This is a genomic window from Arsukibacterium sp. (assembly GCF_033721375.1).
Classification (GTDB): Bacteria; Pseudomonadota; Gammaproteobacteria; order Enterobacterales; family Alteromonadaceae; genus Alishewanella.
Genome location: NZ_JAWWAP010000001.1, coordinates 329,136 through 354,205, shown reverse-complemented (window position 1 = coordinate 354,205; position 25,070 = coordinate 329,136). Strand labels below are relative to the sequence as shown.

At 50.4% G+C, this 25,070-nt stretch carries 36 protein-coding genes and 1 other RNA gene; 1 reads left to right on the top strand and 36 read right to left on the bottom strand.

Going from position 1 to position 25,070, the window contains the following annotated elements; all coding sequences use genetic code 11:
* Nucleotides 1-21 precede the first annotated feature (21 nt).
* The 36 genes from R3187_RS01645 to R3187_RS01475 all read right to left on the bottom strand — a co-directional run bounded on the left by R3187_RS01645 (nucleotide 22) and on the right by R3187_RS01475 (nucleotide 23,422).
* On the bottom strand, nucleotides 22-768 hold the full coding sequence (locus R3187_RS01645) for a hypothetical protein (RefSeq protein WP_318964957.1): 747 nt from the start codon (nucleotides 766-768) through the stop codon (nucleotides 22-24).
* Between the two features lie 13 nt (nucleotides 769-781).
* Nucleotides 782-1,204, bottom strand: a complete 423-nt coding sequence (locus tag R3187_RS01640) for a hypothetical protein (protein WP_318964956.1) — start codon at nucleotides 1,202-1,204, stop codon at nucleotides 782-784.
* Entirely contained in the window at nucleotides 1,204-1,632 is a 429-nt protein-coding gene (locus R3187_RS01635) for a DUF1320 domain-containing protein (RefSeq protein ID WP_318964955.1), read from the bottom strand. Before R3187_RS01635 ends, R3187_RS01640 begins: the two co-directional genes overlap by 1 nt.
* Nucleotides 1,632-2,099 (bottom strand): HI1506-related protein, encoded by a 468-nt coding sequence (locus R3187_RS01630; protein WP_318964954.1) that lies wholly within the window; start codon nucleotides 2,097-2,099, stop codon nucleotides 1,632-1,634. Before R3187_RS01630 ends, R3187_RS01635 begins: the two co-directional genes overlap by 1 nt.
* Before the next feature lie 61 nt (nucleotides 2,100-2,160).
* Nucleotides 2,161-3,087, bottom strand: a complete 927-nt coding sequence (locus tag R3187_RS01625) for a Mu-like prophage major head subunit gpT family protein (protein ID WP_318964953.1) — start codon at nucleotides 3,085-3,087, stop codon at nucleotides 2,161-2,163.
* A gap of 4 nt (nucleotides 3,088-3,091) precedes the next feature.
* Nucleotides 3,092-4,228: a phage protease gene (locus tag R3187_RS01620; RefSeq protein WP_318964952.1), complete on the bottom strand. Its 1,137-nt coding sequence runs from the start codon at nucleotides 4,226-4,228 to the stop codon at nucleotides 3,092-3,094.
* Nucleotides 4,229-4,308: 80 nt separating this feature from the next.
* On the bottom strand, nucleotides 4,309-4,899 hold the full coding sequence (locus R3187_RS01615) for a hypothetical protein (RefSeq protein ID WP_318964951.1): 591 nt from the start codon (nucleotides 4,897-4,899) through the stop codon (nucleotides 4,309-4,311).
* 129 nt (nucleotides 4,900-5,028) lie between these two features.
* Nucleotides 5,029-5,472: a phage virion morphogenesis protein gene (locus tag R3187_RS01610; RefSeq protein ID WP_318964950.1), complete on the bottom strand. Its 444-nt coding sequence runs from the start codon at nucleotides 5,470-5,472 to the stop codon at nucleotides 5,029-5,031.
* Nucleotides 5,472-5,663, bottom strand: a complete 192-nt coding sequence (locus R3187_RS01605) for a hypothetical protein (protein ID WP_318964949.1) — start codon at nucleotides 5,661-5,663, stop codon at nucleotides 5,472-5,474. The genes R3187_RS01610 and R3187_RS01605 overlap by 1 nt, the downstream gene beginning before the upstream one ends.
* Nucleotides 5,660-7,111 carry a phage minor head protein gene (locus R3187_RS01600; protein WP_318964948.1) on the bottom strand — a complete coding sequence of 484 codons (1,452 nt, stop codon included), beginning with the start codon at nucleotides 7,109-7,111 and terminating at the stop codon, nucleotides 5,660-5,662. The genes R3187_RS01605 and R3187_RS01600 overlap by 4 nt, the downstream gene beginning before the upstream one ends.
* Nucleotides 7,111-8,676 carry a DUF935 domain-containing protein gene (locus tag R3187_RS01595; RefSeq protein WP_318964947.1) on the bottom strand — a complete coding sequence of 522 codons (1,566 nt, stop codon included), beginning with the start codon at nucleotides 8,674-8,676 and terminating at the stop codon, nucleotides 7,111-7,113. The genes R3187_RS01600 and R3187_RS01595 overlap by 1 nt, the downstream gene beginning before the upstream one ends.
* Complete coding sequence (locus R3187_RS01590; protein WP_318964946.1) at nucleotides 8,676-10,265, bottom strand: terminase large subunit domain-containing protein; 1,590 nt, start codon at nucleotides 10,263-10,265, stop codon at nucleotides 8,676-8,678. The genes R3187_RS01595 and R3187_RS01590 overlap by 1 nt, the downstream gene beginning before the upstream one ends.
* Nucleotides 10,265-10,846: a DUF3486 family protein gene (locus R3187_RS01585; protein ID WP_318964945.1), complete on the bottom strand. Its 582-nt coding sequence runs from the start codon at nucleotides 10,844-10,846 to the stop codon at nucleotides 10,265-10,267. The genes R3187_RS01590 and R3187_RS01585 overlap by 1 nt, the downstream gene beginning before the upstream one ends.
* A gap of 8 nt (nucleotides 10,847-10,854) precedes the next feature.
* Nucleotides 10,855-11,133, bottom strand: a complete 279-nt coding sequence (locus R3187_RS01580; RefSeq protein WP_318964944.1) for a hypothetical protein — start codon at nucleotides 11,131-11,133, stop codon at nucleotides 10,855-10,857.
* Nucleotides 11,134-11,137: 4 nt separating this feature from the next.
* Nucleotides 11,138-11,479, bottom strand: coding sequence for a DUF2730 family protein (locus R3187_RS01575; protein ID WP_318964943.1), 342 nt, complete (start codon nucleotides 11,477-11,479; stop codon nucleotides 11,138-11,140).
* Complete coding sequence (locus tag R3187_RS18785; protein ID WP_413229006.1) at nucleotides 11,472-11,705, bottom strand: TraR/DksA C4-type zinc finger protein; 234 nt, start codon at nucleotides 11,703-11,705, stop codon at nucleotides 11,472-11,474. Before R3187_RS18785 ends, R3187_RS01575 begins: the two co-directional genes overlap by 8 nt.
* A gap of 3 nt (nucleotides 11,706-11,708) precedes the next feature.
* Nucleotides 11,709-12,260, bottom strand: coding sequence for a hypothetical protein (locus R3187_RS01570; RefSeq protein WP_318964942.1), 552 nt, complete (start codon nucleotides 12,258-12,260; stop codon nucleotides 11,709-11,711).
* A complete protein-coding gene (locus R3187_RS01565) occupies nucleotides 12,257-12,520 on the bottom strand; it encodes a hypothetical protein (protein ID WP_318964941.1) in 264 nt (87 codons plus the stop codon). Before R3187_RS01565 ends, R3187_RS01570 begins: the two co-directional genes overlap by 4 nt.
* Nucleotides 12,510-13,061 carry a glycoside hydrolase family 108 protein gene (locus R3187_RS01560; RefSeq protein ID WP_318964940.1) on the bottom strand — a complete coding sequence of 184 codons (552 nt, stop codon included), beginning with the start codon at nucleotides 13,059-13,061 and terminating at the stop codon, nucleotides 12,510-12,512. The genes R3187_RS01565 and R3187_RS01560 overlap by 11 nt, the downstream gene beginning before the upstream one ends.
* A gap of 78 nt (nucleotides 13,062-13,139) precedes the next feature.
* Nucleotides 13,140-13,940, bottom strand: a complete 801-nt coding sequence (locus R3187_RS01555; RefSeq protein WP_318964939.1) for a hypothetical protein — start codon at nucleotides 13,938-13,940, stop codon at nucleotides 13,140-13,142.
* An 84-nt stretch (nucleotides 13,941-14,024) separates the two neighbouring features.
* A complete protein-coding gene (locus tag R3187_RS01550; protein ID WP_318964938.1) occupies nucleotides 14,025-14,600 on the bottom strand; it encodes a hypothetical protein in 576 nt (191 codons plus the stop codon).
* Between the two features lie 106 nt (nucleotides 14,601-14,706).
* Complete coding sequence (locus R3187_RS01545) at nucleotides 14,707-15,633, bottom strand: AAA family ATPase (RefSeq protein WP_318964937.1); 927 nt, start codon at nucleotides 15,631-15,633, stop codon at nucleotides 14,707-14,709.
* Nucleotides 15,634-15,643: 10 nt separating this feature from the next.
* Nucleotides 15,644-16,066: a Mor transcription activator family protein gene (locus R3187_RS01540; RefSeq protein WP_318964936.1), complete on the bottom strand. Its 423-nt coding sequence runs from the start codon at nucleotides 16,064-16,066 to the stop codon at nucleotides 15,644-15,646.
* The gene (locus R3187_RS01535; RefSeq protein ID WP_318964935.1) at nucleotides 16,059-16,547 is read right to left on the bottom strand and encodes a hypothetical protein; all 489 of its coding nucleotides are present in this window, start codon (nucleotides 16,545-16,547) and stop codon (nucleotides 16,059-16,061) included. The genes R3187_RS01540 and R3187_RS01535 overlap by 8 nt, the downstream gene beginning before the upstream one ends.
* Nucleotides 16,548-16,560: 13 nt before the next feature.
* Nucleotides 16,561-17,121, bottom strand: coding sequence for a regulatory protein GemA (locus R3187_RS01530; RefSeq protein WP_318964934.1), 561 nt, complete (start codon nucleotides 17,119-17,121; stop codon nucleotides 16,561-16,563).
* Nucleotides 17,118-17,573 carry a hypothetical protein gene (locus R3187_RS01525; protein ID WP_318964933.1) on the bottom strand — a complete coding sequence of 152 codons (456 nt, stop codon included), beginning with the start codon at nucleotides 17,571-17,573 and terminating at the stop codon, nucleotides 17,118-17,120. The genes R3187_RS01530 and R3187_RS01525 overlap by 4 nt, the downstream gene beginning before the upstream one ends.
* A 5-nt stretch (nucleotides 17,574-17,578) precedes the next feature.
* An RNA gene (locus R3187_RS01520) (hammerhead ribozyme type II) lies at nucleotides 17,579-17,644 on the bottom strand.
* Complete coding sequence (locus R3187_RS01515) at nucleotides 17,642-17,917, bottom strand: HU family DNA-binding protein (protein ID WP_318964932.1); 276 nt, start codon at nucleotides 17,915-17,917, stop codon at nucleotides 17,642-17,644. Before R3187_RS01515 ends, R3187_RS01520 begins: the two co-directional genes overlap by 3 nt.
* A gap of 3 nt (nucleotides 17,918-17,920) precedes the next feature.
* Nucleotides 17,921-18,424 carry a hypothetical protein gene (locus tag R3187_RS01510; RefSeq protein ID WP_318964931.1) on the bottom strand — a complete coding sequence of 168 codons (504 nt, stop codon included), beginning with the start codon at nucleotides 18,422-18,424 and terminating at the stop codon, nucleotides 17,921-17,923.
* Nucleotides 18,421-19,059: a DUF3164 family protein gene (locus R3187_RS01505; RefSeq protein ID WP_318964930.1), complete on the bottom strand. Its 639-nt coding sequence runs from the start codon at nucleotides 19,057-19,059 to the stop codon at nucleotides 18,421-18,423. Before R3187_RS01505 ends, R3187_RS01510 begins: the two co-directional genes overlap by 4 nt.
* Before the next feature lie 10 nt (nucleotides 19,060-19,069).
* Nucleotides 19,070-19,303: a hypothetical protein gene (locus R3187_RS01500; RefSeq protein WP_318964929.1), complete on the bottom strand. Its 234-nt coding sequence runs from the start codon at nucleotides 19,301-19,303 to the stop codon at nucleotides 19,070-19,072.
* Complete coding sequence (locus R3187_RS01495) at nucleotides 19,300-19,614, bottom strand: hypothetical protein (protein ID WP_318964928.1); 315 nt, start codon at nucleotides 19,612-19,614, stop codon at nucleotides 19,300-19,302. Before R3187_RS01495 ends, R3187_RS01500 begins: the two co-directional genes overlap by 4 nt.
* Nucleotides 19,601-20,188 carry a hypothetical protein gene (locus R3187_RS01490; RefSeq protein WP_318964927.1) on the bottom strand — a complete coding sequence of 196 codons (588 nt, stop codon included), beginning with the start codon at nucleotides 20,186-20,188 and terminating at the stop codon, nucleotides 19,601-19,603. Before R3187_RS01490 ends, R3187_RS01495 begins: the two co-directional genes overlap by 14 nt.
* A 16-nt stretch (nucleotides 20,189-20,204) precedes the next feature.
* Nucleotides 20,205-20,912 carry an ATP-binding protein gene (locus tag R3187_RS01485; protein WP_318964926.1) on the bottom strand — a complete coding sequence of 236 codons (708 nt, stop codon included), beginning with the start codon at nucleotides 20,910-20,912 and terminating at the stop codon, nucleotides 20,205-20,207.
* A gap of 12 nt (nucleotides 20,913-20,924) precedes the next feature.
* Nucleotides 20,925-23,123: a Mu transposase C-terminal domain-containing protein gene (locus R3187_RS01480; RefSeq protein WP_318964925.1), complete on the bottom strand. Its 2,199-nt coding sequence runs from the start codon at nucleotides 23,121-23,123 to the stop codon at nucleotides 20,925-20,927.
* Nucleotides 23,120-23,422, bottom strand: a complete 303-nt coding sequence (locus R3187_RS01475; RefSeq protein WP_318964924.1) for a helix-turn-helix transcriptional regulator — start codon at nucleotides 23,420-23,422, stop codon at nucleotides 23,120-23,122. Before R3187_RS01475 ends, R3187_RS01480 begins: the two co-directional genes overlap by 4 nt.
* A gap of 122 nt (nucleotides 23,423-23,544) precedes the next feature.
* Between R3187_RS01475 and R3187_RS01470 the strand changes: the two genes are divergently transcribed.
* A complete protein-coding gene (locus tag R3187_RS01470; RefSeq protein ID WP_318964923.1) occupies nucleotides 23,545-24,228 on the top strand; it encodes an XRE family transcriptional regulator in 684 nt (227 codons plus the stop codon).
* The last annotated feature ends 842 nt before the right edge of the window (nucleotides 24,229-25,070 follow it).

The following is a 25,070-nucleotide window of genomic DNA, read 5'->3' as shown; positions in this document are numbered from 1 at the left end:
ACTTGTGTGGTCGCTCTTTACTTACAGATCGTGGTATTCAAACGGGGCGTCTTTGCCATCCACCAGTTTGATTTTGCCAGCCAGTGTGGTGGTAACGAATTCTGATGCCATAAAGTCAACAGCATTCGTGGGTGCCAATGATGCTTCCGGAATATCCAACTTAGCGTTTTTCCCTGTAGCCAGGTTTTTCATGTCGCCAATAATGCGGGCACGGATTTGCGGCCGCAGACCACCTTTAACGGCCATGCCGCTAATCGCATTGTATTGGTAGGTCAGAGTAACCGCGCCGCCTTCTTCAACAGCACCGCCTTTACGGGCACGAACTAAACCAGCTGCATAGTTAATTTCAATGTCAGTAGCAATGTTCAGCGCACCAGCTGGGGCAACAATCGCACCGGAAATACCTTCAGCTGCCAGATTGCTATGGGCCAACGGTACCCACCGCTGGTTAGCGGGCAGGGTTAAGGCTTCATCGGTGGCAGTGCCGCTGGCCTGGTTAATCACTGACGTGTCGCCTAGTAATGCCATAGCCAATAACTCAGCGGGCTGGTCATCAAAAGCGATGGTCACTTCGGTAGGTTGCGCCGATTTAACAATGTCCAGTGCCTGGCCATGGCTAGCCTTTTTTTTGCTGAGGCGCACGGCCTCATTGCTGGGCGTATTAATAGCCAGCTGCGTGACGTTGATCGGACCAATTAAACCAGTGCTGACACCGGTGTCGGTTAAACGATCAATAAAGATGTTGCCTGATAACATTAAACCGCTCATGGGCGATCTCCTTTTATTTGACTCGGAACCTGACTTCAAAAGCCAGGGGGTAATAACCAAAGCCGCTTTTTAACAGGGGCCTGGCGGGAGCGTTTACTCTGTTCAGCGGGCCAATGCCTTGAACAAAACTGTTTTGTTGAATGCCGCGCAGCGTGCGGGCCAGTAACTTGCCAGCTTCCTTGCTGCTGTCGGGGCTAAGCCTTACGGCCAGCACGACTAACCATGTTTGTGTTACGTGGATCAGGCTGCCGGCCTGAACGCTTTCCGGTACCTTGTCGCCCATGTAGATTACGTGGGCGCATGGGGTTACCTGGGTTTTGTCGGTTACTTCGGCCATATCGGCGCTGCAGTAAACCTTTCGTAACCCTTCAACATTTTCCAGCACTGTCTCCAGGTGCTGCTCGGTGGCCAGATAGTCTTCTGCAATGTCCAACATCAGATAAACCCTTTGCTGTTATTGCGGTTAAATATCTGGCCATCAGACTGGATAATGGCAATGGTGTCGCTGGGCTCAGCGGGGGTGCCTTGCGACAGCCCCAAACTCAACTCGCCTTTGCCAACTTTAACTAGGTAGCTAATGACGCTGTCGTAACGCTTTTGCACCGATTCCGGCACCCGGTCACCACCGAGCAAGTAACGAGCGATGTCACAGCAGTGGCGTACCAAAACATCAGGTACGTGTGCCAGTGGCAGCTCGTAACGTCCGGCGATATAGCCGTTAATTTCGGCAGTGGCGTCGTCTATGGCTTGCTCAACAACAGGCTGGTTAAGCTCGTTATCTGCAACACCTTCGCGCCAGCTCAGCAGGATTAAGTCCTGCTGGCCATAACGGCTTACCATGTCGGTAACAGTGCAGTAGGGCATTACTCAGCGCCTTGCTGGTTGGTAGCGCTTTGCTTGGCAACAAACTCAGCCCAAGCCGGATCACGCTCTGCAGCTTTAACTGGCCGCGCCAACAAGCGCGACAACGCATCCAGTTGCGGCAAACCGTTACCGGTGAAGTGGTCTCTGTTGCTTGGATCTAACAGGGCGAATGCCTGGTCCAGCGTTTCAACTGTTGGCGCATTGCCTTCACCTTTTTGCGCCTGGCCTTTTTCATTCGCTTTACGTGCAGCTGCAGCTTCCAGCAGTCGGGTATCAACTGTTTCTGGAACAGCGCTGGCTTCAACTTCACGCACAGACAAGCGTTTTTCTGCATTGATGGCGTTAAGCTGCTCGGGGCTGAAATGGCCTTCCGGGAAAGCGACGCCCTCAGTGGTAAAGGTAGTGCCGGCCCGGCGAAACGTACCGGCCAGAGCTGCCACCGCATAAATAACTAATACTTTTGACATGGGGTTCTCCTGCTCGCCCTGGCTAATTACTCCAGAGCGGCAAAGTTAGGGTTAAACTGGCTTACAGGAAGTCAGCTACCAGGACGTCGAACTTATTGCGCAGTTCGTTGCTAACGGTGGTGGTGCCGTCGCTGATCTGCTCACGTTCTTTAAGCTGCAGCGCAAGCTGTTCCATGCTAGATGGCACGACCAACAGCAGCTTGCCTTTACCCAGGCCTAACGGGCGGCCACCATCGGCTTTAAAGCCTTTCATCAAACTGATGGCATCCCACAGGCTTTGGTACGCCAGGGTTTTCTTGACGCCAACAGCCATTTGCCAGAAGCCAAAGCCAGCATTACCGCGAACATCAACGCCATAACGGAACATCTTGCGCATAAACACCGCTTCGTCGTTCGGGTTGTCCATAGCCGTAAACACCGGCTTGGTGCGTTCCTGGTAAATAATTGGTTTAAGCGAGCGGCTCACATCCAGCAGGAACCAAGGCTCACCAACATAGGCACCGTCAATGATCACATTCGATACTGAAGTGTCTGCGCCGCTACCATCTACTTCGGCATTTACCGGGTGGTCGGTGTCAAAGTAGTACTGGCCGTCATAACACTCAGTGGTAAAGCCAGCTTTTAACAATGGGAAACATAGTTCGTCCGGGAACACGGCAGAGGCATAACCCATTTCATCCATCATCGGCGCATACACACCTATGTTGTCGTCCTGGATGTCATCGCGATCAACTTCAACTGTTGTTTCATAGCTTTTGTTGGTAATGGTGTAGCCATGTTCTTTCATTGAATTCAGAACACGGTCACCAATCCATTCCCGGAACTTAGGGAATTGGCCTAACCAGCCATAGGTATTGCTCTTTGACGAGCTCTGAACCACCGTAGCAATTTGGCTAACTTGCGGCTCGGCGCGGGAAACGCCTTCCTGAAACTTTTTGCTGAACGACACCCGCAGGGCGTTCAGTACAGCGCTGTTAATTAATGCCATGTGATTAGGCTCCTAAGTCTTTTGCCATTTCGTCGTAGCTGATACCCAGCTGGTCGGCGACAGTTTTCTGGTCAGCTGTTAATGCTGCCACGGTGGGTTTAGTTACATCTTCGGGGGCCTTTCCCTTTGTCTGATTCCCCATTAATGCAGCTACAACCGGGCGCGAATCCAGCGACGCTTTCAGCGCAGCCAGGCTTTGCTTGCCCAGGCTTTTCAGGTAGCTCAGCTCTGCCGGCACAATTAACTTGCCGTCGTTCTGAGCCTGCTCAATTACCTGGTCAACGGTGAGTACATCGTTGTTGGCTTTGAGCGATGCCAGCTCGGCATGCAGCGCGTGGTAAACATCAACCGGCACGTATTTGCTGTGGTCGATGTTGCCGGTGTCAGCTTTTAAGGCTGCAATTTCTGCGGTTAACGCAGCAACCTTATCTTTGCCGGTGTCCATTGCGGTTAAGGCCGCTATGGCGTCGTTGATGTTCTGCTCGGTTGGTTCGGTACCGTCGTCAATGACAATGCCCAGCCGACTAAGCAGCTTTTTAAGCAGCTCATTCATGGCTTTCTCTCTTGGGTTGGTGGTGGTGGGTGAGTCGTTACCAGCGGTACCAAACTGAGCAGCCAGGCTGGCAAGCGCTTGCATGCCGTCCAGTCCTGGATAGTTGGTTAGTGCGGCCATGTTAATGGCCAGGGGTTCGCCGGTGTTTCTGTCGTATGGAAATACAGCAGATAAGTATCGGTATTCTCGGTTGATAATGCGCTGCTTGGCGTCGGCCACCCAGGTGGGTTTAACAAACAGGCCTTTGCCAGCGCGGTACTGCATTTCTTTAAACCAGCCCGCAGCAGGGGCCGGCTTACCGTTATCAGCCGCTTTAAGGGTTTGATGCTCGTAATCAATTGGCAACTCGTTTGCACGCAGCTGCACCTGGCTGATTAAACGCTCGGCAATTTCGGCGTTCATTTTCCACTTGCCACCTGGTACGTCATGCGGGCGGCCATCAATGCTGCTGAAGTCACCATCTGGCAACAGCTGCACCCAGCCATCGGTGGTATCTATTTGCTCGCTAAGCACGGCAACGCCCAGGCCTTGGTTAGCCTGTGCAATAGCTGTCAGTACAGCAAGTGAGGTGGTGGAAGTTTTAAACATTTCAGCCCAGGTAAGTGATTAGCCTGGGCTGATTGTGGGGGATTAGGGTGGCGGTTGTAGATTAAAGCGTTTTGCTAATTTTACCCTTTCCTATCTCTAATTCTTGCGAGCTTGTTTCTATAATCGTCAACTCCATTTTTCGCTTCGAGTATGTTACCTGAGTTCAGATCTATTTTATGATGTAGACCATGTTTTTTAATTAAATATACGAGTTCAATCAGAACACGTAGATACATTAGAACAATTGTTCTTAGATGAAGGTGCTCTATAAAAGGGCGTTTTTCGCTTCTCGAACCAATGAAGTTATCCAAATTGTGATTGTAGGCGTCAAGATTGGCCAGAAAAGTTCGAATATTTACACGTTCATTTTTTGTTAGTAAATGATAAATTTCTCTGTAGTAACTTTCAGTAATCGGAATGTTGAGGTTAGATGGGCGGGTAGTCACTAGCCTATATTCATTGTTCGCGTAGGCTTCACATTCCGTCATAGTAGCTTTTTCTGCAGATTTTAATATGTCGTTCAAATCTTCCAGCTCAAGAGTTATTGTTTTTTTCTTGACATTAAATGCTTTACGCAGCCTCGACCATTCAGTAAGTGAGACCAAAGCCCAGCCTACTATGGTACCTGCCAAAGTTCCAATAACACCAATTAATCCATCACTAAGTTCCATAGCCTTTCCTTTTGACATCAAACAACTTCAAAGCACCTTTAAATCGCTTCACAATCGTTTAAAGGGTTTCCAATGACACGCAGATAGCTTAAACATCTTTGAAAGCCTGACAAGCGATTTGAGACGCTTTTATGAAAGCAGATGATCTGACAAAATATCCAGGATAAAGGCTTCATCATCCCAAGGGCCGGTAGTCAGGCCTAACCATTCGCGGGCGGTTATGCCATCAGCTTCGCGGCCAAACTGGTGGGTGGCTGCATACTCCATGTTGGAACCTACCAGCAGCATGTCGTCGCTGGCATCGTACAGAATGGTATCTACCAAGGTGCTGCTTTGGCGCAGGATACGGGTATCGCCATTCTTGCGTTTGATGGTTTCCGGTGCCAACGGGTCCCACAGCGAACCATCCGGGGCCAGCTCTAACTGGAACCTGTCCTGGGTAGACTCGACTAGGTATTCACCAACTTGTGAAAAGGCAGGTTTAAGATTCCGCCCTTGCTGGACTATCTGATCTAACACATCAGCTATGGGGTTAGCATCGCCCGCATCGATGCTGATATTGCTGCCGGCCATTACAGCAATTCCTCGTCATAAGCCTGGCGAAGTACATCTTCACTGGCAGCAGCATAAGCGGCTTCCCACAGGTCAGCGATGTAGTCATGTTCTTGACCTGTGGCCTGTTTTGCCAGAATGGCCAAGTTGCGAAAAGTTTCAACGGTTATCTCGCCAGCCAGTAAAGCCTGGGCCTTTTGCAGTAACTTCATCGGGTTTTACTCCTGGCCTTAGTGGCCTTCTGTATTTGCTGTTCCAGGTGTTCATAAAGCTCAGGCTGCCATTGCTTTAAGGCTTTCGGTGCCAGCATCCAGGCGGTAAACGCCTCAGCAAAGCTTTCATATTTGTTGGTGGCCGCGTAATAGGTTACCCAGCTGGCACCCGCTGGGTAGTCAGGTGCCCCCGCATAGTAGTGCACCTGGTGACCAAGCTCATGCAACCAGGTAGAAATTAATCTAGCACTTTCGCCCAGCCGTTTCTCTACCAGCTCGCTCACTGTCCAATGCCGTTTAAGCGGGTTGTCTGTAGTGCCAAAGATATGCGGGCCTTTATTGCCTGCTGCGTCCTGGATAACCTCGCTGGCAACTTCACGCACTTTAAGCATATCAACTTTGCTCAGGCTGTCATTGGCTTTCGCTTTAACAACAATATGCTCCCAGCTCATCGCGGTAAAGCCGCCAACACGGGCAGGGGAGCGGCTGGTAAATTTCATCTGTGCATAAAACTCGTCAACACCAAGGTATTCGGCAATCGGCGCAGCCAGAGCCGCGGACTTTTTACCCCTGCTCATTTCGGTTTGTTTAACAAAAATAGTTTTTGTCGCTTTGGCTTTCATAAAATCGTTAAGCGCCGTCAGCTGGGGCGCGTCGAGCTTTACAAGCAGGCCATCAATGCCCTCAGCGGTAACACCCTTAATTGTACTAAACGCACTTGGCACAATTCGCTCTGGTAAACGCTCTGCCAGTTTAGGTTTGGCAGCGACCTGGGCTTTTACCTTGGTGACTTGTGACGTGCTGCCGGGCGCATAGTCAAAACCCGGATCAATACCCACCGGCACCTGTTGTACCTCGCCGGTTTTCTTGTCTACCCAGTCGCGGTATTCGATATCCGGCTCCGCACTTACTGTTAGCCCTTTGCGTTTAACGCTGGCTGCGGTTTCCCCAAACACCTTGCATTTGCAGCCCCAGCCGTTTTGAGGGAACCAGACTTGCCAGAACGGGCTGGCTTTAGGCAGAACCAGACCATCTTTGCTTAAGTGGTTCAGCCTTGGATACTGACTGTCGCCGTGTTTGTAACGCCAGAACTCAAACTGCTGCAGCTGCTGGTACCGGCCTGCATTGTACGACTGGCGCATATTGGTACCGTAGATAACATTGGCGCGCCAGGCAGCTTCGCCAGTGTGGTCCCAGCCATGGCGTTTTACCATGTCTTTAAACTGGCTTTTAAACCAGGTTAAACTTTTGCCATTGGCAATGGCCGCATCTACTGCGCCGCGCATATCGGCCAATAAGTCGGTTTTCATTGCGCCGGCTACGGTAAAGGCAACATCATGTTGCTGCCGCCAGATATCAGTCCAACGCTCGCTTGGCAGGTTTACCTTTTTGCGAAAGTACGCAATAGCTGCATCAAAGGGCAGCGAACCATACTCAGCCGTGGCCATTAGTCGCCTTGCTCCACATCAAACCGGCCAGCCATCTCGGCAGCGGCAAAGGCTTGCTCCATAACTTTGGCCAGTTCTGTTTCGTCCAGGGTATCTTCCAGCGTTAGCAACTGGTCCAGCAATTCTTCCAGGCTATTGGAATTATCAACCATGTCCTGAATGGGCTTTATCAGTTTATCTACTGCTGGCTTGGCTTTGCTCTGCAGCTGTTTAAGCAGCATATCTGCAGTATCTGGTTGCTCTTCGGTTTCCGCTTTAAGGGCTGCAAATCCTTTTAATTGTGCCGGTAGCTGCGGTGCGTTCTCGAGAATCTTAAGCACCGGTTCGCCTTCTTTAGGCTGGGGGATCTTTGTTTTTTCATGCAGCCAGCTGGTACCAATTTGCATTCCCATGCCAACAAAGGCACGCAGAGGATAAGCCAGAGCGCGTAGGTCTTCCGGTTCTGTTGTATCAAACACAATACGAGGTTTGCGCCTTGGGTCGCCGGTATAGCTTTTGCCATTAAGCAAGTGCATAGGCATGATCAGATCACGGTTAAGTGTGCCGGCTAACTGGCGTAAGTCATGGTCCCTAATATCCAGGCGAATACCATCATGCACATTTCCGAGAGCCTGGCTGCCGCTATTACCCACTTCCGCGCTAAGCGTTTGCCCCAGGATCACCTTACTTTGAATACGCTCACACCAGGCAATCATAGTCATAAACGGTTCGCCACCGCCTTTGGCCGCTTCGTGAAAATCCAGCTCCATACCCTTTGGCATAATGCCAGCACCGTTATGGCCAACGCTTAGCACGGCATTCATCAGGCTGTTTTTCTCTGGATCAGTCGCGCCGCTAGGGTACTTACCAACGCGAATAGGAATGCCGTATATTTCCAGAAACTCTGCCAGATCCCTTACTGAGTAATTTTTAAAAATGAATGGCCAGGCTAACTGACGAACTAAGCCAAGCCGGGCAACATAGCCAGACTTAGCCGGATGTTTATGCTGCAGCCAATTAAGCGGCCGCATCTCTTCACCCATAGCGCCGTTACGTAACAGTAGCTTGTCCTGATTATGCTGATCCAGAGTGAACCAGGAAGCAGGCCGGTGCTCAAAACCACAAGGCACCTGAAAGCCACCATAGCGCTGCCACTCGTATTCAATGTTGCTAAAGCCTTTGTGAACACCATCGGCCAGGTTAAATATGATGTCCTCCCAGTCTTCAATATCGCGCAGCATATCAGCGATATTTGCCGCGTCGGCTTTCTCTGCCTCGCTGGCGTTGCGTGGTGGCTCAACGGTAAACGGCACAGTGCTCATTGCCATCTTGCGTTTAAAAAGTTCGGCCGCTATGTGGCCGTCCTTCTCTTCCATGTCTTCAGCCAGCCAGCACTGATGCAACAGGTTGCCTTGTTCAGCCTCACGTAAAATATTGGCGAGTTTGGCCGGGGTTAAACCACTACTGGGATGGTCGGCGAACTCCCGGCGCAGCTGGGCAGCATAGGCCGTTTCTTCCTGGGTTTGTTTAGTGGTTAGCTGCTTTTCGCGGATACGAAAGCGCGTGCCATTTTGCTCGTAAATCATTAGAAACAGCCTCTCTCAAAGGTGGGGTTGTCGTTGTCGCTGTAGCGTTCGTCGAACTGACTGGCCGGGTAAACAGGGGTAAAGGCAATTTCGCTGCCGTCCATCCAACTGGCGCGAATGGCCATGGCCAGCGCTACCGCAAAGTCGCCGTGGCGTTGTTGGCCATCAGTACCTTTGCCGCTGCCTTTCTCAATTTGAGGTATACCATTGCGGATCTGAATTTTGGTCAGGTCGTCCAGGATATCCATATGCCGGGGTATTTCGATGTTGCCATCGTCAAACTCGGCTTTTAGTTTCGGCATCCACTCCCGGTACCAGGCCGCAGTAAGCATTACGGTGTCGACCATCTGGCTGCCATAACGTAACTGGGCGGCTTCGGCCAAGTAGCCACCATTACCGGTAGCGTCAAAGGCGGCAGCAGTAAACCGGGGCAGGCCGGACAGTAAACAAAACAGGATTTGCCGCTGGGCGTCATAGGTTGCGTTAACCAGCTCCAGTACAAACGGCGTGCGCTTGCTCAGGTCGGGTTTAATTTCAAGCGGCACGAATACTGACAAGTCGCCTTTACGGGCAAAGTCTTCACCAAATACATGGCGGTGTTGTGGGTTTAAACTGCTTAAAAGCGGTTTTAAATTGTCTTCACACCATTCTTCAATCTGACGTTTGCGGGCGTATTCTGGTAGCAATTCAAAGTCTTTAGGACTGGTGAAGCGAACAATAGGAATGCTTTTGTCAGATACCATGGCGCGCTCAATTAGTACGCGCTTTAGATAGACACCGCTGCCGGCCTTTGGCACACAGAAGTATTCTTCCAGGGCATCTTCTTCAGTGGCCGTATCTTTTAGCAGGCCATTTTTCCACTCGTCTTCCGCTTCTTGACTCCAGGGCTTCTTGCGAATTTGGCAGATACGCTGATATAGCCCCTCGCGGCAGGCATCGTCCAACGTTATGGTATGAATGCTGTAGCGTTTTTTGCCGGCGCGGCTGTCCTGGATCAGCTGGTTAAACAGGTTATCGATACCGTTGTGGGTGCTGATTAACCGGACCTTGCTGCCCCACATTGTTAAAGCCAGAGCAGCTTTTAACACCTCGGCAAGCCGTTCATGGAATGCCGCTTCGTCAATGGTAACGTTGCCCTGCATACCCCGCAGGTTGGCAGGGTTAGAGCTCAGCGCCTGTATTTTAAAGCCGCTGGCAAAGTGAATAACAAAGGTCAGGATCTCTTTACCTTCTTTGCCATCGTCGACAAAGATTTCCTCCTGAATTTCAGAGCCGGCCTTGTTAAATACCCGCGCCCACATGGCCGCAGCCTCAATAAACTCGCGGGCCATTTCCTTGTTGCTGCCAACATAGAAGTGGTTGCAACCGTTATTGTCGCGGCGCAGGCTGGCACACAACACTGCGTCTGCTGCCTCTGCCCAGGTTAAGCCGGTACGGCGCGACTTCTCGGCAATTTTCAGCGGGCTGTCGTCAGCCACCCAGCGCTTTTGGTAACCCAGCAATACCTCTGCCGCGTCAAATTGCGCCACTTGAGATACGTAGGCATCGACGTTATGGCCAACAGCCTGGGCAATTGCGGTCTGGTTCATCAGGCAATACCTAATATTTCACGCTTAAGGGCAGCAACGCCCTCAGCAGTCAGGCCTTGCTGAGTGGCGACCTTCTCGGCGGTTTCTGCTACTTCAGCAGCAAAAATCTGACGGATTTCTTTTTCACGCCGGTGGGTGTTCATGGCTGCAGCTTCTAAGCGCTGGGCGGCAAGCATGGCGTCTTTAATCATGCCTATGTCCATATCTTCACTGCTGGACTGGCTCATCATCGCCTTAAACAGCTGGGTGCGGCCAATCTCTAAAATCATCCGGCTAACGTCGCCGGTTGGTTTATCGCCCAGCTGCGCCACCAGGGCGTTAGACACCTCGCGCAGTTCGCGCAGGTCTTTGCCTATGGTTTCCATTTGGGTGCTGTAACGGTTAAGGCCGGAGCGGCTTATTTTCAGCTGCTCTTTGTCATGCTCTGGCAGCTGGCTTTGCTCGATAAGCTCGTTAATGTAGTCGAGCACTTCTTGCTGGGTTAGGCGGCCATCGCGCAGTTTTGCATCCAGCTCGCGCCGGATCTCTTCTGGTAGCAGGTCTATTTTACTGCGCCGGCCACGGGTGATTTTATCATTCATGGTGGGCCTCAGTTGGTGGGTGAAGGGCGTTTGATTCCTGGCACTCGGGCGCGGCCAGTAGCGACGTCTAAGCCCCGGCTGGTAAGGTGTGCTAATTGAATGTTGCCAATGGCTGATAAGGTAATTAGCCCTTGTTCAGCTAACCATGCTAACTGGGTACGTAAGCCGTCACGGCTAATATCTAGGCCCATGGCGTTGATACCATCATGTAAAATTGACTCGTTTAAGTCGTAGCCTGAATCCTCTGACAGCAGCCGCAGAATAACCAGGCGTTGGTGTTCTCTCATTAATTCAGCGAGCATGGTTTCCCCTTAATTCATTTTCGATCAGCAAGTCGAGCTTGTTTTCTATTGCTTTCATGCGGCCGGCTGAGCTGTCCAGCTTTGAAGCCAAGCTGCTTAATTCTTTTCCCATCTGGTGCAGTTCCTCCTTAGTGGGAAGGTATTCCAGCCGCACCTGCAGTTTCTCCTGCTCGGCTTCGCTTTTTTTAAGCCGGGTTTCCAGCTCGGCGATGGCCAGTTTGTTTTCGCGCGGGGCCCGGCTAATCCACACCCATAAACCAAGGCCGATGGTGATTAACCACTGCAGCACATCGAACCAGAACTTAAGCTCTGTGTAGTTCCAGTTATCCATATATCTGCCTTTCCTTGTGTTCAGCCAGGCTCTGGCAATCAATGCAGCGCACTGCATGGGGTACTTTCTCCAACCGCAAAGCGGGGATATCAGTGCCGCATGCTATGCAGTAGCGGCCGTGTTCGTCCTGGCGTGGCTTTTCAGCTGGGCGACTTAGTGCGGCTTTGAGCGCTTGGTCGCGTTGGCGCTGCTCTAACTCGGCAGCTCTGTCGATTAAGTCCGGCATGTACTACTTCCGTTTAATGAATGCTGATATCGCGCCGGCCGTTTTATCGCCAGACGATTTTGAATAAGGGGCAAAGCCGTCGATAGTGCGCAGGCCCATGTAAGTAAGAGCAGGGGAAAACAGCCAGAGTAGAACCTCAAAGCTGGCACCATCGCCGATGCCAGCAGCCTTTAGCCCTTCAAATCCAATTGCATACAGCACGCTGGCATACATAGACAGCCGGGCGATTAACGGCCGGGTTTGTCTTACATATTCGTCCTTAGAATTGTCGCCGTTCTGAATAGTGCCCTGGGTGGCCTGGTGGCGCTTGGTTGCCTCTTGCTCCAGGGTGACACGCATGCTCAAAAGTTCGTCAAGCTCGTCGGCGTTAAAGTGCTTTAGGTTTTGCACCAGCGCCACTTGTTGCGCCTCGGGGTTAACGTAGTTATTGCCAACTACTGTTACCACATCGGCAGCAAGGTCGGCCACTTTGCTTTTACCAAGCTTGGTACCAATAAACTTAATGGCGTCAGGCCCCAGGGTTAAAAGTGCGCTGGCTAATAGCGATAAGCTCATGAGTTGATCCTTAGTAGTTCGCGCAGCTTGTGGTTATGTCGCAGCGCATCGCCGATATTTGGCGGGGGTGGGTTAATAGCGCGGTGAATTTCCGCAGGTGTTACAGAATGCCAGCCTTGTTCAAACAGCACCTGCATGGTGCCGTCATGGCTGTGCAGCGGTGGCGGGCTGCATTTGGTACCAGCTTTGTGGGCCAGTACTTCGGCTTCAAGCCGGCGCTGTTTGCCCTGATTTTGTGACCAATCCCAGTTAGCGCCCATAGGTGGCCCCCGCGCCGGCGTAACCAACTTGCCAGCATTCGTTGGTAAGGTCGCGCAGCCGGTTAAACCACCCTTCGATAAACACGCTTTGCGCTGAGTCTTTAGCCTGAATGCGTGCGTATAGCCTGGCCCGGCGAAGAACATAGCGGGCAATAAGCCATTCGGTGTCGGCGAGTCTCGCGGCTTGAATGGTTTTGGAACCGATGATGCCGTCTGTGACAAGGCCGAGTATTTCTTGCAACAACCTGGCGGCGGTGGCGGGGCCATGCTGCACGGCGCTGTCAAATACGGCCAGGGCAATTCCTGTAGGTAATTCGTGGCAGCGGGCAGCTCGCCAATAGTCACGATGGTAAAGGAAAGCAGCGCGCTGCGGAGTAAGTTGGAGGATATCTTCACGCGGGTAAGCCCTCTTCGATATACCGAAATTGGTTTCACCGCCTGGATCATTTACATGACAAACGTAGCCGCCTTCCTTTGCCAGGACAAAAGCAACGGCATGCTGAAAGGCTATTGAATAAGTATTAAGTGATGGTGTTTGCATGAACGCGACACAGACAGCTAAGGTGTGCTGTCAGTATCGCGTGGGGGCTGGGCTAAGCTGGATTAAAGCGTTTTGCTATTATTCGGTAAAGTGTTTAACAATACGATGATCATTTAAATCAAACCTGGTTAACTTAGATATTTCTAAAATTAGTTCTAATATGAACTCTAGCTGTTCAGGGGTGTACACCCATTTTTCCTGTTTTCCTAATTTAACTATCTCAGAATAAGCAACGCAGAGAAACTGCATATCCAGTTTACAGGCCATTACCAAGTATAGATGTTTTTTAATATCCTTATCTTTGTTATACGTTGCCTTTGCAAGCATCATTAACAACACCAACGATTTACCAAATTTATCACTAAATCTCCCCATAATAGTTTTTGGTTTGTCAGCATTCCAATCGAGCGTCCCATCGAATAGGCTTCTTGCAGTTTTTAGAAGGCTTCTACCGGCTGAAATTGTTCTATCACCAAATTGAATGGGAGGATCTTCGTAGTTATATTCTTTCTCAATTTCATTGCAAATATATACTACGGTACGTTCCGCACTTTCGAGTTTCATATGCGATTCCTGCTTCTGCAAAGCATCAGCAGAATAGGATAGTTGTACTCTCGATTGAGCTAATTCCTCTGCGGTCATTCGGAGGGCAATTTGGTTTTGTCTAAGGGTAAACGCTAATAGGAGTATGCCTGCGAGACCAATGATAGGGTTAAGAATACCACCAAAAAAATCACCAAGTTGCCCCCATTTTTCAACACTCTCATAAAACCCTATTCCCCATTTAGCCATATACAGTCCGATCGTGATAAAAACAATCGTTGCAACAGAAATCAAAATAGTGTTTAACGGTACTTCTTCCAATTCAATTTTGTTCATTTAATTTCCTGAGACGGTTTATAAGGCAACTGTTATTAACGACTAACACTGGAGCTTTGGATTACGAGCTGCTTAATCAGTGAATTACAATTCGATGTCAACTATAGTCGTTGAACTTATCTCATTGTTATTAGTTAGATCTAGCTTTGCTGAAAAGCTTGCGAGAGAGGGGGCGAACCGACCCAACCAAGTATAGGTTTCCTCTCCACTCGCCACTAAACGTTTACCATCTGCAACCAATACCACCTTACCGAAGCGGTTGACGTTTAGCTCAAATTTACCGTCTTTGTCAGTAACTACGGTTTCAATTGGGGTGAGGTATTCTGCGGAGGATAAAAAGCTTGCAGTTGAGCAGGCTTCTGTTTGCTTGCGGTACTCTAAAAATTGGTTGATTGCGGCAGGTCCATCCTGTATCGCAGTTAACTCCAGTTGAGTCATTTCATTAGGCGAAGGTAGCTGGCTGCAGTTGGTGATGTAATCCAGCTTTTTGAACTCAAGGGCTTTATTAAACTCGTCGGCGTCAAACACTTTGACTTTGGTCAGCGGCATAGGCACAGTTGCCATCCCGTTGGTAACCACATACACGCTGCCAGTTACTGTGACTGGCACAAAGTAAAAAGCTATTAATACAACTATGACTACCAGCATTATCCGTTTCATTTTTTAATCCTTATGTAAATTGCGGGTAAAATACTAGCCTTTATTTCTGCAAATAAAAAGCCCCGCATAAACGGGGCTTACAACAGCTACAAGTGCTACAACAGGGTTAATGCGTGGGGCTTGTAACGCTGGTAGCAATTGGATCTGGCATTAGCTGGTAGGTGTAAACGCCCTTAACTTTGCTGCTTTGCCAGTGTTTGCCTTCGCCGGCATCCAGCTTGTTGCGGGCGGTTTTGTCGTCTTGCTCAAAGCCAAGCAGCTCCAGCAGGGCCTTTTTGTTGATGCCGGGTTGTTCGGTAATTGCAGCCTGGGCGCGGCTGATAAAGTCTAATTCGTCGGCACTCATGCGGGCGGCTTCGACGTCAATTCCGTTAAGGCTAAAGTCGGCTACCCTGACGCTAAAAGCACACTCTAGGATGCTGGCGCGCTCTTTGGTTGGGGTAAGCACAAAGTCAATTTTACCTGGGGCTTCGTCTACTTTTTTCAGCCGGTACATGTTATCGACGCTGTTTCGGATATTGTTGCTGCCCTGGTAATTCTTGCCGTCTTTGTTGGCATGGGACAGGATCAGGATGGTGGCGCCGGCTTCGCGCAGGTTCATAAACTTGTCCATAATAGCCATGGCTTGGCTGTTGTTCATAACATCGCCGAAGTTGCGTAGGCTATCTACCAGTATCAGGGTGTTAGCGTAGGTGTTGCCACTGGCCCTGGCGTCTAATTCGTCCAGCATTTCAGGTGCCGACATGGTTGTTTTGCTGCGTTGCACATAGAAAATATTGCGCTGGCTTATCAGCTTTTCTTGAACGCCCCGGTCTTTAAGTACGTTTAGTGGGTTATCAAAATCCAGGTAAATCACATTTTGAAAGCCGCTGCAGGCTTTAGCCACCGCAAAGGCCAGCCAGCTTTTGCCCTGGCCACCATCGGCATACACCAGGGTGATCATGCTTTTAGCCAAAAATCCCGGTATTAAAAACTCGGTTTGTTTTTCAAAATCGCCGTGGCGCAGGGTTTGGGTTAGTAAAAAGTCGAACATGGTTATTCCCTTAAAATAGGTTGATCTGGCGGCGGGCGCGCTCGGCCAGGGTTTGTTCTTTGATAATGGTGTAAACCTGAACCTCGGTTAGCCGGTGTTCTTCTGTTAACGCCCTTATGCCCGCGCCACGGTTATGCGCGTTGTAAATGGCAATGTTGCGTAACATGGTTTTTAAACGGTCATTGCGCGGGATGTATGTTTGAATGCCGCCGAAGTAATTAGCCAGCTCAACTACCAGCCGTTGGGCGTGCTGCTCAGGGTTTTTAACGGCACCCTTTAGCTCTGATTCAAACAGCGCCACAAGGCTTTGCAGCATTGCCGGCAAGCGGTTGAAAATTTCTTTGCGCGCCTCTGGCTTTAAGCTGTCCAGCTCTGTTAGCAGTTGTTGTAAGTCTTCGCTTTGGGCAAAAGCATCAAGTTGTTGTTCACTCATTTGGCACCTCATGTACTCTGCCACCGAGTTGGCGCATGCGCTCCTGAAACAGGCGGCGGTCTTCATCAGGGTTGGTAACGGTTTGGGCTTTGTATTCGATTGTGCTGCCTACCGGTGTTTCCTGGGCAATTTGGCCCAGGCGTGCAGTAAGTACTTTACGCAGGTAGTTATGGTTGGTTAGCTGTTTACCGGTACCGTTAATGCGGCTTTGCTGCAAACTGGCAACGGTTTGCTCTAACGCTTCGGCAAGGGCGTTATGGTTGTTAGTTAATGCTAGGGTTTCTGTTACCAGACCAAGCGCTTTAGCGTTGCTTAAGTCTTGTTTGGTGGGACGGAATAGCGCCAAGTAGGCAACCATATTGCCGCCCAGTTTGTAATTCATCCGGGCGAACTGGCCAAGTAACTGGCGGCCAGCTTCGTCGGCAATCAGTTGATCCAGGTGCAGGTTTGAATGGCAAACCGGGCAGCGGCCTAACTTCATAGCGTTTCTCCCATTACAACATAGCTCCGTTGATACGTTCCCAGCGTTGCAGCAACTGGTTGTAACTGTCTCTAGGTTCTGGCTGGTAGCCACGTTTCTTAAGGTCTTCAAACAGGCAGCGCCGGGCCCAGCGTTTAAGGCTGTTCAGTGTCTTGCCAGCATCGTCGCCACGCAGCCAATGCACCTCGGCAATGCCAGGGGTTCCATCAGGTTGGGCTGTCATACGCTTAACCCAGGCGTTTAACGCGGTTTCGCTACCGTCGCCAACAAAGCCGGCGCGGTGCATAAAAATCCACAGCGCACGGATAGCGCTGCGTTCATCCTTCGGGCCTTTAGCAGTGCTGGGGCTTAAACGGCCTTTAACGGCTTTTTTAGCTGGTTTAAAACCGAGCTTTTTAAATGCTTCCAGCACGGTTTCCAGCTCGGGCATAGTCATAGCCGTGCTGCTGGTTTTGCCGTTGGCGTAGTGGGCCAGGTTGGCCCGGTAGCTTTCTTCGTCCATACCCAGCTGAGTGCGGGCGATATGAATCATGGTTACCAGCTGGCGGCGCTGGTTGGGCTTGGTCGCGTTCATTTGCCACCTGCCTGCAGCCTAACGTCTGCAAATACACGTTGAACCCGCGCCATTAATTGCGCCTGGATCTGCTCAGCTGTAAGCATCAAACCATAGCCTGCAGCAAAGTCGCCTATCTCGCTCAGGATCAAGCGTTCTGTTAGGTCTAGCGTGCTCTGAATATTTTTGATGTATGTTCTAAGCGCTGGCACTACAGAATCACCAATTTTGCCTATGCCATGTTGCTGGCACAGTTCGTTAAGCTCAACAGTCAGAGCAGTGTTGCGCTTGTGAGCGTCGGTTGAGATTTCTTTGGCTACCGCTTCGTACTCGTCTTGGAAGCATACAAACTCACCTAAGCAGTAATCCGCTTTTGCAAAGTAGTAACCTTCGATTTTGTTCCAGTGCAGTGCTTCAAACATGCTGCCCCAGTTCGGGCCGAGTTCTTTAATGGCTTGTCTTATCGTTTTCATTGTGTCTCCGGCTGCTCATCAGTACCGGTGAACCACCACCGGCAGACGCCCCGTTATTGGGCGTTTCGCTATGGGTTTAAGGCGTCTTTAAGTTGGGGGGATTGTTTAAACACGGCCTTAACGCAGGCCGGTTGGTGGGTAGGCTGACCGGTAACCGGGTGCTTGCCGGTGCGGGCCGCAGCCTGGCGCGGGCTGAACGTACCAAAGCCCTGAATGGATACGTGGCTGTTAACCTGCAGCTGTAGGGTGATGATGTTTAGCAGGCTGTTTACGGCGCGTTCTGCGCCGGCTTTGGTTAAGCCGGCATCGTTAGCTAACTGCTGGATCAGTTGTGATTTATTCATGGCTTAATCCTCGTCAATGGTTTGGCCAGGCTGCTGGGTTACGACCAGCTGCACCTGGGTTTTAGGTCTGTCAGTGTTAAAGCTGCCCAGCCAGGTGGGCAGGTGGTTGTCTTCTGACGTGTCGAGGTAGTGCAACGAAGAACGCACCATGTCGGCAAAGGTGGGTGACTCTTGGCAGATTTTTAACAACATTTCGTTGTCATACTCGCCGTCAACCAACGGCACATCCCGCCAGTGGTCATACACTTTTTCGGCCTGAACCTGGCCGGCTACCCACTGTTGCAAAATGCTTTCGTCTTTCTGATTCAAATCCATCTGAGTGTCCTCAACTGTGCATGGCTTTTGGCCACCTAATATCCACAGCAAGGCGTCTGCCACGCCTTGCTCGTAGGTTTTACCTGGCTGGTTGGTGCCGTACTGTTCGGCCAGGCTGATTGCCACCGCGATTTCGACACGGATTTGCTCAGCCGTTGGCATAGCTGTTGGTAAGAGAATTGGCTGGTTCATAGCGACACCGCCGCTAAATCTAACGGGATTTGCTGATACTGGTCGGTATCGCCTACACGCTTATAAACGCGAACATAGGCCTTACTGCCAACAACCTGGATGGCCTCGCCAATGGCTGTCATGGCCTTAAGCCAGCGCGGGTCTTTGATGTCTAACCGGCGCAGGGCAAGCACGCGGGTGGTACTGATATTGCCTTGCTTGTCAGCGTCGAATGCGCCATTAACAATGGCTTTAAGCTCTGAGCTCGCGCTCGCCGTCCAATCTTTCAGGCATTCATCAATAAGTGCCTTAGCGGCCTGCAGGCGCTCGTCAAAGCTGATGGTTTCGTTTATGGCTCTGACGATTTTGTACTGGCCATCAAAGCTATACAGCGTAACGTTGCCCTTTTTCCCGCCAATGCTAGCGTCGTACTGCTCTGCAGATAACTGGACAAAGGCAGCAATGTCGGCAAAGGCAACTTGCTTAAATGCTGCCAGCTGGGCGCTAAGCGCTTCTGATTTTGCGATCAGTTCTTTAACTAATGCATCACGCGCCTGGTCTACAGGTTTTACTTTGTCTACCGGAATTAATGAGCCTTTGGCGTCTTGCCAGTAGCCGGCAGGGATAGTTACATGAATAGGATTTTGTGCGTTCATGGTGGTTTCCTTAATTACTGTGCCAGTGGACAAGGCATTCGCCTACACGGGCGGAATAGCGCATGCTGCGCTGGCCGTTGTTGTTTTCGATTAACTGCACTGCTGTGCGCTGCAGTAAGGGGCAAGCAACATCAATACTTATGACCGGACGCTTTTTAGCGTGGTGAACGGTAACCACCTTGCAACCTTGCTGGGCCAGCCACTTGCGGGCACGCTCTACCTGAAAACTAATAGCTTCACTCATTGTTTGTTCGCCTTGTTAAGGGGGCAGGTTTGGCAGGCTTTCCAAAGCTTGACGCGCTGCGGGTTAGTGGCTGCGAAGGGTTTGCTTTGCTCCGTTGCACAGCGCTGCACGGTAATGCTGCCAAGCACCGGGCAGGTTACTTTGTCGCTGCTGTAGGCCTCGGTAACCTTGGCGGCGATGTTTTCCAAGTTGCCTGGGTACTTTTTATTAAGTACCTGGCTCATTGTGGTTTTGCTGATGCCCAGCGCCGCCTCTACCTTGCGGCGTCCTAGCTCAGCGACCTTTTGTTCAAGCAGTTCAAGCCATTTCATGGTTCAGTTCCTTCTGTTTTTTGGCTAGGGGCCGCTTAGGCTTTTCAACCAGCTTTTTCAGGTTTTGGTCGTACAGCCCGCTTGGCCGAATTACCGGATATTTATGCCCTGTGTTCTTCAGCAACCGGTACCGGACTGAAAAGCCTTTACGCTGTGCCATACTGGCGTTGCGGCGCTGTGGGCGGGTGATAAAAACGTACTCGTAGCGCACCAGGTCAGACAGAAAACGCTCTGCACTGGCCCGGCTGCACTCGGCATTGGCCTGCAAGTCGGCGACGGTGAAGTCGCCTAAAAACCGCATGGCCTGCCACAGTTTTTGTCGGATGCTTTTAGGGCGTTCTGCGGTTTGGTTTTTACCCGGCAGATGCGGTTTTGCTCCGGCTACTGCCTGATAAACCACAGGCTTAACGCCGGTGCTTATGGTGGCAATTGCTTTTAGATCCTGCAGATGGGCAATGACCATCTGCGCTGATTTCAAACTCACGTCCATGTGAGCAGCGAGCTCGGCACTGCCAAAGTCTTGCTGCTGCTCTATCCACTCCCAGGCGCGCTGGCTGAGTGTTTTATTTTTCATTACTGCTATTCCGCTACTAATTAACGCTAGGAAAAAATTGCAGGCCGCCCCACTGGGTGGCGTTAATGCTGGCCATGGCGTTGGAACGAGCAAATGCCTCAATGGTGTTTAGCCCGGTATGGATGCGGCGGAAGTTGCCCTTTGATGCCTGCAGCAGCTCAGCCAATAAGTCAGCATGAATGGCGGTGTCTGTTACCAACTCGCTGGCCATGGTGGTTATGTCGTCCAGGTCAGCCGGCTGAAACTCAATGTGCTGGGAAATGCGGCTGTAAAGCTGCTCTAAGCGCTTAACCTTTTTAGGTAGCTGCTTATAGCCGATCAGGATGATTGGCACGTTAGCCAGGTCGTAGATATCGCGGATGGTTTCCAGTACGTCCTGACGCTCGGCGATGTAGTCGCATTCGTCAATGAAAAGTGGCTTTCCGGTAATGGCCAGTTCATGCACGATGAACTTAAGCATGTCTGCTTTGCGCTGACGTTGCTCCAGCCCGAGCTCTTGTGCCAGGCGCTCCAGGAAGGTGCCCAGGGTGTCAGACTTTAAGCAGCGAACCAGAATACCGTCTGCCTGGACAAACAGGTAACTGCCTGCGGTTGTTTTACCCAAGCCCGCCTCGCCAGTGAACATGGCAATTGAAGGCGTGTTGTTTAGTGCTGCCTCACTTAGGTGCTGGTAAGCGTCGAATGCGGCTAACACATTTTTTGTTTTTGCTACTGCTGTTTTCATGGTGTATCTCCGTTACTTAGTGGCTTTTTTGCTCATTAAAATTTCGTCGAGTACGCGCGCAGCGACTTTGCTGCGGCTGCGGTAGGCGTGTAGCCAGGCTTTTTCGACGGGTGGTAACTCGGTGGTAATGCTCATTTCTGTTAGGTAGCGGGCCTTATGGGCGTCGCTGGTGAACACCGGGGCATTGTCTTTGCGCTCTAACGCTTCCAGTTGCTGGCGGCGTTGTTCAAAGACGTTTAGCTGTTGCTCGGTGTAACCGGTAACCGGCGCTTTACTGGCTTCAATTGCGGCTTGCGCAGCTTGGGTTAGGTTTGTTGATACCTGTTCGCTGCGCTTTGGCATGGCTGCCAGATTGCCGTTTTGCTCGGTTTTGGCATTAAGTATGCGCTGGGCGATATCGCCCACTGAGTGCTGTTTAACGGCTTTTTTAATCTCGGCACGGCGTTCGCGCAGCTGCTTGCGCTGGATGGCCCGCGCCTGTAGTGCGATGTCTTGCAGTTCAAGCCCGTTGCCGGCTATTTCAGGGTTAACCGCTTCACAGATAAAGTGATGCTTGAGGCCGTGGAATACATAAATTTTGCCGATGTCTTTCGGGTTCCAGCGGCAATAAACTCGTTCGCCGATGTATGCGCCCAATTCGGGATGTACATAGCTGCCGCCTTCGACGCTGATGCCGTCTGATTTTGTAATGGTGCGGTAGCCTTTGTTGCCAGGCACCGGTGCCAGCAGAATGTCCAGAATGTGTTGATTGTCCAGCCGCTTTATTTGCTGCTGGTGGCTAACAAACTGCTCAAACGGGCTGCAGCCGAGTTTGCTGTGTTTTGCGTGGTGGTAGCTGTCGTTTACCCACTGATTAATGAACGTCTCGAATTGCTCGGCAGTGAGATCCACATTAATGGCTATTTTGTCCTCGCCTTTTTTACGGCGTTCTAACAGCCGATCGGCAAAGGTTAAACGGGCATTAATCTTTTGCCTATCGGCTACATTGTGGCCAATGTAGCCCTGGCACAGCTCGGCGACGCCGTGGCTGAATGTACGGAAAAAGCGCTCAATAAACGGCTTCTCCCAGCCTGAATATGGGTTGGTAATGTCGTGCTCAATACCAAGTGCATTCCATACGCTGCTGATATGGACGCTGGTATAGTCTGAACCGTTATCGGTGCGAGCCACTTCCGGCAGGCCCCAATCCAGTATGGTTTCGCGGATAAGTAAAGAGATAGCGGCAGCGTTTGATGTGGGCCGCAAGATGCATTTAACACGGCGGGTAAATACGTCGATTACGCCGACTATGCTGTAGCGACCATCTTTAAGCATGACGTCGGCTGGCGTTGAATCGAACTCCCACAGCTGGTTTATGCGTGACACAGCAAAGGCTTTGTTACCAAAGGCCACCATTCTTTTGTTCTGCCAGCCGCTCGGGTCGAACAGCGACATAAACAGCTCTTCGTTTTCATCTTTCCAACGCTTTAACCAGACACGGCAGGTTGCAGCTGCAGGCACTGTATATTCGCCGCCGAATTCGGTTTGCAGCGCATCGTGCAGGGCTTCACCTTTAATGTGTGGGTATTCGTGGATCAGTGCCAGGCAGAAGGTTTTTATTTCCGGCGTGGAATCAATAAGGCCGTTGCCTTTGTTTTTGCCGTAATTCCCGGCCAGGGCAGACAAGCCGTTCTTTTCGTAGTCGGCTTCCCAGCGGGTCAATGTGCTAAATCCAATGGAAGGCTTTATTAAATACACTTGCTCTGGTACCGGCGTTAAGCCGTTGTTGTACTGCTCACAGAACAAACGCCAAGCTTTAACTTTGGTTAAGCCCGTTTCTTTTTGGAACTGGCGTGCTGCGGTTAAAATGGCAAAGGCTGTTTCAGCGCGTTCTTTGGCAGGGCCGGTAAGGCCGGCAAAGGTTGTAAGCGATGCTTGTTTGCGTTCCTGGTTAACGGCGTTGGTTAGATCAGCCCGGTTAATCATGTTGGTAGCCACTGCTTTGGCTTTCTGCTCTACGCTGACGGTGGCTGGCTGCACTGATACTGGCTTGGCAATAAGCGCTATTCGCACATCATCAGGTAAGCCTGTGACTAGATAGTGCGGGATTTGGCCGCCCCGACCTGAACGCAATTCGTGCGCCCATTTTTCTTTGTTAGCGCGAATACGTACTGTTCTGTCAGCGACGTTCAGGGCCGCTGCAATTTGTTTTGCAGTGAACGCCTGGATCATTCTTTGTCACCTTCGTATTCTTTTGCTATATCAATTGGATGCTTTTTTGATATGCTTCTCTTGCCTTTACGACGCGAGCTAGTACCGTCGCTGTTGTATCGTGATGGCCAGATAGTTTTTGGATCTACACCAATAGCTGCAGCAATGATGCGTTCAGCATTGGGGTAGGGACGTTGTAAAGCTTGTCCCAGGGTGTTAGGAGATAAGTCGTGCTCTTCGGAAAGTTGCCGAAGTGATTTGTTAGCACGCATCTTAAGTTCTGCGATAATTGTTGCATTGTGCCAGTCCTTATCGGCCATTTTTTTGTCCTTTAAAATGTCGTCATGCATACATATTAAAGACATTAAAGTGTCTTGCGCAAGGGGTTTAGGATACTAAAGTATCCTATTTGATTTATGTAATTGATAAATAAGACATTAAAGTGTCTGATTTTTTTGGTGTTCACATGGATGCAAACGAGTTTGGCAATTACTTAAAGTTGATTCGTGACAAGTCTTTGTCTCGTCCTGCTATGGCTGATAAAGCCGGCGTGCACGTCAACACGATTAAAGCGTACGAAATGGATGGTCGCTTGCCTGATGTCGATTACCTGGCCGCACTAGCAATAGAAACAGGCCATTGCTTTTCGGATTTAATTAATAAGCGGTTGCTGGCTGGCAAGCTGGGCCAGATTGCCCAGGAAAAGCATTTGTTTGTTGAAGAGGTTCGCGGCGAACGCGGCGAATATGAAGTAGTAGATCCGCGTCCTACGGGTGTTGAAGCTATACCGGTACTTGGTAGCAACAATCTAAAACTGATTGATAAAACGCTGTTGCCTAGTGGAATAAACATTAGAGTACTTAAGCTATTCGATGGGCGGCATCAAACAGATTCCACGTCCCAAGTTATGTTGGTAAACACTGAGGACAAAGCTGTCCAGGATGGACAACTATTCGTGATTGATATTGGTAATGGTGCTATTTCGCGGCGTGTTCATCACGGGCTTGCGGGCTCATTAATGCTGGCCACAGACAATCCTGGCATGACTCCGTTAACTGTTCCCGCTGAACAGGTCGACAACATTGTTTTTCTTGGTCGTGTTGTTTGCGCTATTAGCTACTTTTAGATCACACCACACCAGTGGGAACCCTTTAAGCAGTGGGATTGATACAGTATCGTTTGCTGCCATATAGTAGCCAAGTGCCATCGCATTTAAGCCAAAGTAATAAACGTTAATATAGCCATCTGCCGCACTATAGCCCCAAACATTGTCAATTTTTACTTCCTTAATACCTGCCATCGGCAGCAAGACTATAGACTCAGAGTACTCAACAAAGCTTCCAAACTTGGCGAAGTGATGCTCACCGTTGCTTTTAATCAACGGCACATGCTCAACGCTCCGCTCATTGATGAACCTGGTTCCATATCCGTGTCTGATAAGTAGGGTAGGCATTTTTAAACACTGGTTTAATATACAGTGGTTAATTGTAGAAAGTCGGATCACGAAGTACAAGAGGTGATCCGACTTTAATAAATGAGAATGTGAAACGGAATTGGCTGTATGTCATGAACTCACTGGCCTGCATGGAAGTCGGATCGAAATTTGGTTAAGTCGGATCGGTGATCCGACTTTCAGAGATAAAGCCGGATCGGCTTGATATAGTTTCAGCCCGATTTAAACAGTGGACCATCACCCTTTAACCCATATTTAAACAGGCTTTGCGGGGATTTTCGTTTTAACCTGGTTGGCTTGGTGTGATGTTCTCAGGAGTAGGGTGGTTTGGGATGAGTACCCGCAAAATTCTCTAACTGGTAGGTATCGACTACTTTTCGCCGTTTTTTATCAAACCCTTATTTCTATTGGCTTCCCAGTTATTCCCGCCAAATTTCATTTGTTCCCTGTTTCTCACTCTATTAGATCACTTACATTCATTTAACACGGCAGAGATCGAGGACTTGGTTCGAACC